Annotated in this window: 13 protein-coding genes; 11 read left to right on the top strand and 2 right to left on the bottom strand. The window is 70.6% G+C overall.

Annotated features, from left to right (window positions below; genetic code table 11):
- The first annotated feature begins 172 nt into the window (after positions 1-172).
- From lysW to argF, 7 genes are read left to right on the top strand one after another with little or no spacing between them, the layout of a single operon-like run.
- Complete coding sequence (gene lysW / locus BLT27_RS07180; protein ID WP_089732366.1) at positions 173-337, top strand: lysine biosynthesis protein LysW; 165 nt, start codon at positions 173-175, stop codon at positions 335-337.
- A gap of 57 nt (positions 338-394) precedes the next feature.
- A complete protein-coding gene (gene lysX / locus BLT27_RS07175) occupies positions 395-1,279 on the top strand; it encodes a lysine biosynthesis protein LysX (RefSeq protein WP_089732425.1) in 885 nt (294 codons plus the stop codon).
- Positions 1,279-2,403 carry an N-acetyl-gamma-glutamyl-phosphate reductase gene (argC, locus tag BLT27_RS07170; RefSeq protein ID WP_089732365.1) on the top strand — a complete coding sequence of 375 codons (1,125 nt, stop codon included), beginning with the start codon at positions 1,279-1,281 and terminating at the stop codon, positions 2,401-2,403. The genes lysX and argC overlap by 1 nt, the downstream gene beginning before the upstream one ends.
- On the top strand, positions 2,404-3,279 hold the full coding sequence (locus BLT27_RS07165; protein WP_089732364.1) for an acetylglutamate/acetylaminoadipate kinase: 876 nt from the start codon (positions 2,404-2,406) through the stop codon (positions 3,277-3,279).
- Positions 3,280-4,413 (top strand): aspartate aminotransferase family protein, encoded by a 1,134-nt coding sequence (locus BLT27_RS07160; RefSeq protein ID WP_089732363.1) that lies wholly within the window; start codon positions 3,280-3,282, stop codon positions 4,411-4,413.
- Positions 4,410-5,513 carry a [LysW]-lysine hydrolase gene (locus BLT27_RS07155; RefSeq protein WP_217639104.1) on the top strand — a complete coding sequence of 368 codons (1,104 nt, stop codon included), beginning with the start codon at positions 4,410-4,412 and terminating at the stop codon, positions 5,511-5,513. Before BLT27_RS07160 ends, BLT27_RS07155 begins: the two co-directional genes overlap by 4 nt.
- Entirely contained in the window at positions 5,510-6,445 is a 936-nt protein-coding gene (argF, locus tag BLT27_RS07150; RefSeq protein ID WP_089732362.1) for an ornithine carbamoyltransferase, read from the top strand. The genes BLT27_RS07155 and argF overlap by 4 nt, the downstream gene beginning before the upstream one ends.
- 3 nt (positions 6,446-6,448) lie before the next feature.
- Here the strand turns inward: argF and BLT27_RS07145 are convergent, their stop codons facing one another.
- Complete coding sequence (locus BLT27_RS07145; RefSeq protein ID WP_089732361.1) at positions 6,449-6,631, bottom strand: hypothetical protein; 183 nt, start codon at positions 6,629-6,631, stop codon at positions 6,449-6,451.
- Between the two features lie 314 nt (positions 6,632-6,945).
- On the opposite strand from BLT27_RS07145, the gene BLT27_RS07140 reads away from it, so the two are divergent.
- From BLT27_RS07140 to BLT27_RS07125, 4 genes are all read left to right on the top strand, one after another.
- Positions 6,946-7,191 (top strand): DUF8001 family protein, encoded by a 246-nt coding sequence (locus BLT27_RS07140; RefSeq protein WP_089732360.1) that lies wholly within the window; start codon positions 6,946-6,948, stop codon positions 7,189-7,191.
- A gap of 49 nt (positions 7,192-7,240) precedes the next feature.
- On the top strand, positions 7,241-7,621 hold the full coding sequence (locus BLT27_RS07135) for a helix-turn-helix domain-containing protein (protein ID WP_089732359.1): 381 nt from the start codon (positions 7,241-7,243) through the stop codon (positions 7,619-7,621).
- 68 nt (positions 7,622-7,689) lie between these two features.
- Positions 7,690-8,949 carry a threonine synthase gene (gene thrC, locus BLT27_RS07130; RefSeq protein WP_089732358.1) on the top strand — a complete coding sequence of 420 codons (1,260 nt, stop codon included), beginning with the start codon at positions 7,690-7,692 and terminating at the stop codon, positions 8,947-8,949.
- A gap of 88 nt (positions 8,950-9,037) precedes the next feature.
- Positions 9,038-9,316: a hypothetical protein gene (locus tag BLT27_RS07125; protein WP_089732357.1), complete on the top strand. Its 279-nt coding sequence runs from the start codon at positions 9,038-9,040 to the stop codon at positions 9,314-9,316.
- A 58-nt stretch (positions 9,317-9,374) separates the two neighbouring features.
- Here the strand turns inward: BLT27_RS07125 and serA are convergent, their stop codons facing one another.
- The gene (serA, locus tag BLT27_RS07120) at positions 9,375-10,958 is read right to left on the bottom strand and encodes a phosphoglycerate dehydrogenase (protein ID WP_089732356.1); all 1,584 of its coding nucleotides are present in this window, start codon (positions 10,956-10,958) and stop codon (positions 9,375-9,377) included.
- Between the last annotated feature and the right edge of the window lie 82 nt (positions 10,959-11,040).

The raw sequence follows: 11,040 nt of genomic DNA, 5'->3' as shown, positions 1-11,040 counted from the left end.
CGCCCACCACTGCCACCAGTCCCCCGACGGGGACGACATATTTAGAACTCGATAGTAGAAACCGGGTTCACACGTTATTGGTCGCTTCAAACCAGTTAGAGGCATTGCTGGTTTTGTAAATTATTTTGTAGGTTCGGAATCTTTAAGTGATGTCGGGCTCGAACGTCAGGTGATGACAGAATGCGTCGAATGCGGGGCAGCACTGTCCCTGCACGAGGACCTCGAAGCCGGAGAGATCGTCGACTGTACCACCTGCGGTGCCGAGCTCGAAGTGATCGACACCGACCCCGTCACGCTGGACGTGGCGCCCGAGCTGGCCGAGGACTGGGGTGAGTAGGATGACGGGGCTGGCACAGGCACTCCCGACGCTGGACTGCGGGTCGAGGTGGGCGGCGTGAAGGTCGGACTGCTCTACTCGCGCATCCGCCGGGACGAGAAGCTCCTGCTCGCGGAACTGCGCGACCGCGACCACGAGGTCGTCAAGATCGACGTGCGGAAACAGCAGTTCGACCTCCACGAGGCCCCCGACTCGTTCGACGGGCTGGACGTGGTGCTCGACCGCTGTATGGCGACCTCGCGGAGCCTCTACGCGACGCAGTTCTGCGAGGCGTACGGCATCCCGGTCGTCAACGCGGCCGAGACCGCCGACATCTGCGCGGACAAGGCGAAGACGAGCCTCGCGCTCGCCGACGCGGGCGTCCCCACGCCCGACACGAAGGTCGCGTTCACGACCGACGCCGCCCTCGAGGCCATCGAGTCGTTCGGCTACCCCTGCGTCCTCAAGCCGGTCGTCGGCTCGTGGGGTCGCCTGATGGCGAAGGTCGAGTCGCGCTCGGCCGCCGAGGCCATCCTCGAACACAAGTCGACGCTCGGGCACTACGAGCACTCGGTGTTCTACGTCCAGGAGTTCGTCGGCAAGCCGGACCGCGACCTGCGCGTCCTCGCCACCGACGGCGAGCCCGTCGCGGCGATGGCCCGCTCGTCGGACCACTGGCTCACGAACGCCGCGAAGGGCGCGGACACCGAGGAGTTCGACCTCGACGACGAGGTCTGCGACCTCGTCCAGCGCGCCAGCGACGCGGTCGGCGGCGGGCTCCTGGGTGTGGACCTGATGGAGACCGAGGAGGGCGGCTACACCGTCCACGAGGTCAACCATACCGTCGAGTTCAAGTCGCTCAACGACGCGACCGCCGTCGACGTGCCCGCGACGGTCGTCGACTGGCTGGAGTCGGTCGTGGAGCCCGGCCTCGACACGGATGCGGCGGAGGTGACGGCGTAGTGGGGACCACCGCTGCGGCCGACGCCGACGCCGAGACGGAGACCGTCACCGCGGGCGTCGTCGGTGGCTCCGGCTTCGCCGGCGGCGAGCTCCTGCGGCTGCTCGACGGCCATCCGAACGTCGAGCTCGTGCAGGCGACGAGCCGCGAGTACGCCGGCAAGTCCATCGGCGGGGTCCACCCGAACCTCCGCGGGCGCGAGCTGCGCTTCTCGGAGCCCTCGGCGCTCGAATCCGTCGACGTGCTGTTCACCGCGACGCCCCACGGCATCACGATGGAGCACGTCGAGGAGTACACGGACGCCGCGGACCTGCTCGTCGACCTCTCGGCGGACTTCCGCCTCGCCACCGAGGGACAGTACGACGAGTGGTACGACGGCCACACGGCCCCCGAGTACCTGGAGGTGGCCGAGTACGCGCTGCCCGAGCTCAACCGCGAGAACCTGGGGGACGCGGACATCATCGCCTCGGGCGGCTGCAACGCGACGGCGACGCTGCTCGGGCTGAAACCGCTCGCAGATGCCGGCGTCCTCGGCAGCGAGGCGCAAGGCGCCTCGGATACGTCGAGCGGCGGTGAGCCGCGAGACGGCGCGGACGTCGTCGTGGACGTGAAGGTCGGCAGCAGCGAAGGCGGCGCTGGCGGCGGCGCGGCCTCCAGCCACGCCGAGCGCTCGGGCGTCGTCCGCCCGTACGCGCCGACGGGCCACCGCCACGAGGCCGAGATCGAGCAGTGGCTCGGGCTCTCCGTCTCCTTCACCTGCCACGCCGTCGACATGGTGCGGGGCGCGAGCGCGACCTGCCACGTCTTTCCGGATGGACCGGTCTCGAAGAAAGAGCTCTGGACGGCCTACCGCGGCGCGTACGAGGCGGAGCCGTTCGTCCGGCTCGTCGCCGGCGGTTCCGGGTCGTACCGCTACCCCGAACCGAAGGCCGTCGCCGGGACGAACTACGCCGACGTGGGGTTCGAGCTGGACCCCGGCAACGAGCGCGTCGTCGTGTTCTCGGCCATCGACAACGTGATGAAGGGCTCGGCCGGGCAGGCGGTCCACGCCGCCAACGTCGCGCTCGGCTTCGAGGAGACCGCCGGACTCGAGTTCGCGGGGCTGCACCCCGTGGGGAGTCCGTAGATGTCGGTTGTGGTCAAAGTCGGCGGTGCGCGTGCCGTCGACCCCGAAGGCGCGCTCGCCGACGTAGCGGACCTCGTCGAGTCGGGCGAGGACGTCGTCGTCGTCCACGGCGGCTCGACCGCGGTCGACGACACCCTCGAATCGCTCGGCATGGAGCCCGAGTACGTCGAGACGCCCGGCGGCGTCGTCGGGCGCTTCACCGACGCGGACGCCGTCGAGGTGTTCCAGATGGTGCTGCCCGGCAAGCTCAACACGGGGCTCGTCGAGTCGCTCCAGAGCGAGGGGGTCGACGCGGTCGGGCTCTCGGGCGTCGACGGCGGCCTGCTCGAAGGGCCGCGCAAGTCCGCCGTTCGCGTCCTCGAAGACGGGAAGAAGAAGATCCGCCGCGGCGACCACTCCGGCACCATCGAGTCGGTGAACGTCGACCTCCTCGAGACCATGCTCTCGGGCGGCTACACGCCCGTCGTGACCGTCCCGATGCTCGGCGCGGAGGGCGACGGCACGTACACCGCGGTCAACGCCGACGCCGACCGCGCCGCCGCTGCGGTGGCTGGCGCACTCGGCGCGGACCTCGTGGTCCTCACGGACATCTCCGGGGTCTACGCGGACCCCGACGACGAGTCGACCCGCATCGACACCGTCGAGACGGCGGCCGACTGGGACGCCCTCGAAGCCGCGGCGGAGGGGTTCATGACCCGGAAGGTGCTCGCGGCCGAGGAGGCACTCGACGGCGGCGCGTCCTCCGTCGTCGTCGCCACCGCGAACGCCGACGCGCCCATCCAGTCCGCACTGGCCGGCGACGGGACGACGCTGCTGCCGAGTGCGCTCGGTGACGACACCGATGCCGACGCCGACGAACCGGAGGTGAGTCAGTAGATGCCCACCGACTTCGTCTTCTCGCGCAAGCCCATCACCATCGAGCGCGGGGAGGACGTGTTCCTCTACGACGACTCGGGCACCGAGTACCTGGACGTGGGCGCGAGCTACGCCTGCGTGCCCGCCGGCCACGGGCACCCCGACGTCGTCGAGGCGGCCCAGTCACAGCTCGCCGACCTCACCTACGTCCAGGGCTCGTACCCGACGAGCGCCCGCGACGAGCTGTACGAGAAGCTGTCGTCGGTCGCCCCGCCGGGGGTGGAGAACGTCTGGCTCTGTAACTCCGGCACCGAGGCCAACGAGGCGGCGCTGAAGTTCGCCCGTAGCGCCACTGACGGGACCAAGTTCGTCGCGACGAAGAAGGGGTTCCACGGCCGGACGATGGGCGCGCTGTCGACCACCTGGAAGCCCAAGTACCGTGCGCCGTTCGAACCGCTGCTCGACGACGTGGAGTTCGTGGACTACGGCGACAGCGAGGCCATCCGCGAGGCCGTCGACGACGAGACGGCCGCGGTCATCCTCGAACCCGTCCAGGGCGAGGGCGGCGTGAACCCCAGTACCACGGAGTTCCTGCAGTCCGCCCGCGAGGCGACGGCGGACCACGGCGCGGCGCTCGTCTTCGACGAGGTACAGACCGGGCTCGGTAGAACGGGGACGTTCTGGGCCTGCGAGGCCGCGGGTGTCGTCCCCGACGTGGTGACGACGGCGAAGGGACTCGCGAACGGGCTTCCCATGGGGGCGACGCTCTGTACCGACTGGGTCGCCGAGGACGCCGGCCCACACGGCTCGACGTTCTCCGGTGGGCCCGCCGTCTCCGCGGCGGCGACGGCGACGCTCGACACCATCGTCGACGCGGACCTGCCCGGGCAGGCGGCCGAGGTGGGCGAGTACCTCGTCGACCGCCTCTCCGAGCTGCCGGTGCGGGACGTGCGCGGCGAGGGCCTGCTCGTCGGCGTCGAGATCGGGCGCGGCGCGAACCGCGTCCTGCGCGACCTCGCGATGAACCACCAGGTCCTCGCGCTGCCGGCGGGGCGGACCGTCGTGCGCCTGCTCCCGCCGCTGACGTTGCGAAAGCGCCACGCCGACGAGGTCGTCGGGGCGCTCGAAGCCACGCTGGAGGTGACGGAGGCGTGAGCGACGCGGCCGACGGTGGCGGGGTCTCCGACGCCGCCGCGCGGGAGCTGCTCGAATCCATGGTCGCCATCCCGTCGCCGACCGGCGAGGAGCGCGCGGCCGCCGAGCACCTGCGCGACTTCCTGCGGGACCACGGCCGCGAGGCGTGGCTGGACGACGTGGGCAACGTCCGCGCGCCGGCCGACGACGCGGTGCTGCTGACATCCCACGTCGACACCGTCCCGGGCGACGTGCCCGTGGGCATCGATGGCCCGGACGAGACCGACGACCCCGTGCCCTGGGGCGGCGACGACGAGGCACCCCAGGATGCCGCCGTCCTCCGGGGCCGGGGAAGCGTCGACGCGACCGGCCCGCTCTGTGCGATGGCCGTCGCGGCGGTGCGGACGGGCGTCTCCTTCGTCGGCGTCGTCGGCGAGGAGACCGACTCCCGGGGCGCGCGCCACCTGGTCGCGGAGCGCGAGGTACCCGACGCGGTCGTCAACGGCGAACCCTCGGGCTGGGACGCCCTGACGCTCGGCTACCGCGGCTTCCTCGCCGGGACCTACCGCGTCGAGACCGAGGCGGGCCACACGTCGCGCCCGGAGCTAAACGCCATCCAGCACGCGATGGCGTGGTGGAACCGGGTCGAGGCCGCGTTCGACAGCCCGGACGATGCCGTCTTCGAGTCGGTGACCGCAAAGCCCGTGGACGTGTCCGGCGGCGTCGCCGACGACGGGCTCTCCGTCGCGGCGACGGTCGACGTGCAGTTCCGCATCCCGCCGGGCAGCAGCGCCGAGGAGATACGCGAGGTAGTCGAGGCCGAACTCGACGCGGGCACCGTCGAGTGGCGCGACGCCATCCCGCCCGTGCTCGACAGCCCGCGCAGCGCGGTCGGGCGAGCGTTCCGCGTCGGCATCCGAGAGCGAGGGGGCTCCCCTCGCCTCCTCAAGAAGACCGGAACGGCCGACGTGAACCTGTTCGCCGGCGCGTGGGACTGCCCGATGGCCACCTACGGCCCGGGCGACTCGGCCCTCGACCACGCACCGGACGAACGCCTCGCACTGCCCGAGTACGACCGCGCCATCGCGGTCCTCGAGACCGTCTGCGACGACCTGCAATGAGCACACACACCGACGTGACATCACCGAACCCAGCACAGCCACCGAAGCACTTCCTCACCGTCGACGACCTGTCGGCGGCCGAGCTCCAGTCCGTGCTCGACCTCGCGGCCGAGTACAAGCGCGCCGTCGAGGACGGCGAGCCCCACGGCGAACTCGGCGACAAGACCCTCGCGATGCTGTTCGAGAAGCCGTCGACGCGAACCCGCGTCTCCTTCGAGACGGGGATGACCCAGCTCGGCGGCCACGCCGTCTTCCTCGGGCCCGAAGACACCCAGCTCGACCGCGGCGAACCGGTGAAGGACACCGCCCGCGCGCTCTCGGGCTACGTCGACGCGATCATGGCTCGCGTGTTCGACCACGACGACCTGGCCGAGCTGGCGGCCTACGCCGAGGTGCCGGTGGTCAACGGCCTGACCGACGACGCGCACCCGTGCCAGACGCTCGCCGACCTGCTCACCATCAAGGAGCTGTTCGGCGGCTTCGACGACGTGACGGCGGCGTGGGTCGGCGACGGCAACAACGTCGCCAGTTCGTTCGCCGTCGGCTGTGCGATGGTCGGCATCGACCTCACCGTCGCCTGCCCCGAGGGCCACGGGCTGGCCGACGAGGTGCTCGAGGCGGCAGCCGAGGTCGGGACCCCGCCGACGGTGACGACCGACCCGGCGACCGCCGTCGCTGACGCCGACATCGTCTACACCGACGTCTGGGTGAGCATGGGCGAGGACGACGACAAGGTCGACGACTTCGACGGTTTCACGCTGAGCGAGTCGCTGCTCGACGGCACCGACGCGAAGGTGATGCACTGCCTGCCGGCGGTCCGCGGGCAGGAGATCACCGAGGAGACCATCGAGAGCGACCGGTCGGTCGTCTGGCAGCAGGCCGAGAACCGGATGCACGCCCAGAAGGCGCTGCTCGCGACGCTCGTCGGGTAGACCTCAGTCGTGGCGGTGGGGCCACTGGCTGGTCTCGACGAAGCTCGTCGACCCACAGACAGCGCACTCCGTCGGGGATTCGTACACGTGGTCGCCGCCGTCGATGTGTTCGGCGACGGTCCCGGCGTACACTATCTGGCAGTCAGCACAGACGTACAGCTCCGGCCGCTCCGGTGAGTGTGCCATACAATAGCTTGGCACTCTGGATAGATATATATGTGGTCTGATAGCTCCGGTAAAGAATGGGGGGTCGGTCCCGGTCGTGTGCTGCCGGGTCGACGCCGTCGTCGCCTCCCCGCTCCCGGTCGACCGGGCCGGCACGATTGTTGAACCCCGCTCACCGGTTCGCGGTCGCTCGGTTCTCCGACGCCACGAGGGGGCCAGTCAGGCCGAACACACTGCCGGAGACGACGCGGGCGGCAGGGCTCATCGCGTCCGGGTGCGGTCACGCCGACCGCGAGGGAAAAGAGCGAAGGTGTCGAAGCGAGCAGCTAGACACGATGACAGAGCCGCTCCGCGCCCGCGCCGGCGAGCTCGAGACCGACGAGATACTCGCCGCCCTCCGGGAGGGACGCCGCGTCCGTATCGTCACCGAACTGCTCGGGTCGGACCACGAGGTGACGCTCAGGCACGACGGCACGATCTTCTACTGCGACACGCCGACGACGCTCCACAAGCACGAGACCGAGGACGAGATGCGGCAGTGCATCGAGAACCAGGGCTACGCGCCGACGCGGGAGGAGTAGCCGGGTCGAGGTGGGTAGCCTTTAGGTCACACCGGCCGTGCGTTCGCCCATGAGCGACGCCTCCCCCGACGACCTCGGCGACCTGCTCGAACAGCCCGAGCCGGGCTTCCGGCAGGTGATGAGCTGCGTCTTCGGCATCCACGAGCACGAGACACGCACGTACCTGCTGCTGCTCGACCAGCCCGGCAGCACCGTCGAGGAGCTGGCGAACCAGCTCGAACGCGACCGCAGCAACGTCAACCGCTCGCTCTCGACGCTGCTCGACCGGGGGCTCGTCGAACGCGAACGCAGACTGCTCGACTCCGGCGGCTACGTCTACCAGTACACCGGCGTCGAACTGCCCGAGGCGAAGGAGATGCTCCACGGGGCGCTCGACGAGTGGACCGAGCACGTCCACGGGGTCATCGAGACGTTCGACGGCGACGCCTGAGCCCGCGAATTCGGCATCACTTCGCACGAACCTGCGCCTTTTTCCCCGCGTAGCGCCACCCCCCCATAATGAGTTCGCTCTCGCTCTCGGCCGAGGCTCCCTCGGCACCGCCGGCCGCCGTCGACGGCGTCTGGCTCGAATGCATCGACTGCGGCGACGCCTACGCGCCGTTCGACTCCGTCCGCTACACCTGTGACTGCGGTTCGCTGCTGGAGGTCCGCTACGAGGACCTGCCGACCTGGGACGACTTCGCCGGTCGCGGCGTCTGGCGCTACGCGGCCGCGCTCCCGTTCGCGGAGGGCGTGAGCCTGCCCGAGGGCGACACCCAGTTCCACCGCGTCCCACGGCTCGAGGACGAGGTCGGCGTCGAGAGCCTCCGTGTCAAGCACGAGGGGATGAATCCCACCGGCTCGTTCAAGGACCGCGGCATGACCGTCGGCGTGCGGACCGCCCAGGCGCTCGGCGTCGGTCGGCTCGCCTGTGCCTCGACGGGCAACACCTCCGCCGCGCTCGCGGCCTACGGCGCACGCGCCGGGCTGGAGACGCTCGTGCTGCTGCCCGCGGGGAAGGTCGCCGCGGGGAAGGTCGCCCAGGCCAGCCTCCACGGCGCGCGCATCCTGGAGGTCGACGGCAACTTCGACACCTGCCTCGACATCGTGCAGGACCTCGCCGAGCGGGGCGAGGCGTACCTGCTCAACTCGCTCAACCCGTTCCGGCTGGAGGGCCAGAAGACCATCGGGCTGGAGATACTGGAGGCGCACAGGGCGGACTACGGCGAGTACCCCGACCGCATCGTCCTGCCGGTGGGCAACGCCGGCAACACCGCGGCGCTGTACAAGTGCTTCCGCGAGCTCGTCCAGGCGGGCGCGATGGACCGCGACGAGGTGCCGAAGCTGACCGGCGTGCAGGCCGCCGGCGCGGCCCCGATGGTCGAGGCCGTCGAGGAGGGGAACGACGAGACGCGGCGCTGGGACCACGTCGAGACGGTCGCGACGGCCATCCGCATCGGCAACCCGGTCAACGCGCCGAAGGCCCTGCCCGGCATCCGCGAGACGGGCGGCACCGCGGTCGCCGTCGAGGACGACGCCATCACGCAGGCCCAGCGCGACCTCGCCGGCGAGGGTATCGGCGTCGAACCCGCCTCCGCGGCGAGCCTCGCCGGTCTCCGCAAGCTGCGCGAGCGCGGCGACGTGAGCGCCGACGAGCGCGTCGTCTGCCTCACCACCGGCCACCTGCTGAAGGACCCCGACGCGGCCGCCGCGGCCGGTGCCGACCCCGAGCCGGTGCCCGGCGACACCGCCGGCGTGCTCGAGCATCTCGGGAGCTGACCGGGACCACTTTCACCCGCCAGTCAGACGGCCGTCGGTCGGGAGTCTGCCGCCGATTTTTGTACCGTGTGACCGTAGCATACTGTCCGTGTCCCGAAACGCCCAACCCGACCCGTCGTCGGCCCAGTCGCGGGCGGAACCGACCGACGAGCGCGACACCGACCACACGCCGACCGACCCCGCGGCGTTGCGTGCGCAGGTCGCGCTCCTCGAACGAGACCTCGAAGCGCGCGAGTCGCAGGTGAACGCGATGCGGGAGCGGTACGAGACCGCGCTCGCTGCCCGCGACCGCGACGAGGACCGCGAGCTCCGCACCGACGGCGGGCGGACGCTCGTCGACCGGCTCAGGCACGCGCTGTCGCTGTAATTCGGCGTCGTTCCGAGAAGGGGGTGTCGTCAGTGGCGGGTCATCTGTTTCCGGTCGCTCAGTCGTCGTCGAGCACGATCTGGCGCACCTCGATGATGCGCTCGTCGGCGAGCAGTGCTTCCATGGCCGCCTCCGGCACCTCGCCGTCGACGTTGTAGACAGTCAGCGCCTCGCCGCCGATCGTCTCGCGGGCGTTGAACATCCCGGCGATGTTGACGTCGTGGTCGCCCATGACGCTCCCGATGAGACCGATGACGCCCGGCTCGTCGGCGTTGCGCGCGACGACCATGCGCCCGTGCGGGATGGCGTCGACGCGGTAGCCGTCGACGCGGACGATGCGCGGGTCGTCGCCGGCGAACAGGGTGCCACAGACGGACACCTCGCGGTCGCCGTCGGCGACCTTCACGGTGACGAGGCTCTGGAAGTCCTCGGCCGAGCGGGTCTTCGACTCGGTGACCTCGACGCCGCGCTCCTCGGCGATGCTCGGTGCGTTGACCGCGTTGACGTGCCACTCCAGCGGCTCGAACACGCCCTTGAGCGCGCTCGCGGTGACGAAGTCGACGTCCTCCTCGGCGATGTCGCCCTGGTAGACGACCTCCACGTTCGAGATGCGGTCGTCGAGGAGCTGGGCGGCGACCTTCCCGGCGGTCTCGGCCAGTCCGATGTAGGGCTCGACGCGCGGGAACGCCGTCTCGTCGATGGAGGGGGCGTTCAGCGCGTTCATCACCGGCTCGCCGGCGAACGCGGCGACGACCTGCCCGGCCGTCGAGGTCGCGACGTTCTCCTGTGCGGCCTCGGTGCTCGCGCCGAGGTGGGGCGTGACGACCACGTCGTCGACATCGAGCAGCGGGTTATCCTCGCTCACGGGCTCCTCCGCGAACACGTCGACCGCCGCGCCGGCGACCACGCCGTCCTCGACTGCCGCGGCGAGGGCGGGCTCGTCGACGACGCCGCCGCGGGCGCAGTTGACGACGTACCCACCTTCGAGCTGGGCGAGCTCGGCCTCGCCGATCATGCCCTCGGTCTCGTCGGTCAGCGGGACGTGGACGGTGAGGAAGTCGGCGCGCTCGAGACAGCCGTCGAGGTCGACCAGCTCGGCCCCGAGCTGGTCGGCGCGCTCCTCGGAGATGTACGGGTCGAACGCGACGATGTCCATGCCGAGCGAGCCGCACTTCTTCGCGACCTCCTGGCCGACGCGGCCGAGGCCGACGACGCCGAGGGTCTTGCCGTTGACCTCGGTGCCGAGGTAGTCGCCCTTGGCCCACTCGCCGCCCGTCAGGCGGATGTGTGCCTGCGGGATGGAGCGGGCCGTGGCGAACGCCATCGCGACCGTGTGCTCGGCGGCCGCGCGGACGTTCCCCTCGGGTGCGTTCGCGACGATGACACCGTGGTCGGTGGCGGCGTCGATGTCGATGTTGTCGACGCCGATGCCGGCCCGCCCGACGATGACGAGCTCGGGGGCCGCCTCGAAGACGGCCTCGGTGACCTCCGTTCCGGAGCGGACGACGAGTGCGTTCGCATCACTCACTGCCTCCAGCAGGTCGTCGCCGGAGACCTCGTACGCCGTCTCGACCTCGTGCCCCGCGTCGCGGAGCACGTCCAGACCCGCGTCCGCGATGGGGTCCGTTACGAGAACCTTCATGCCGCAAGCAACCAGCCCGGCCGGGTTAACGTTTCCTCTAGCGGCCCGCGTTGCGCCGCTGTGCGGGACGTTCTCGGGGAAC

It is taken from the genome of Haloarchaeobius iranensis, assembly GCF_900103505.1.
Classification (GTDB): Archaea; Halobacteriota; Halobacteria; order Halobacteriales; family Natrialbaceae; genus Haloarchaeobius; species Haloarchaeobius iranensis.
This window is presented reverse-complemented; position numbering and strand designations above follow the sequence as displayed.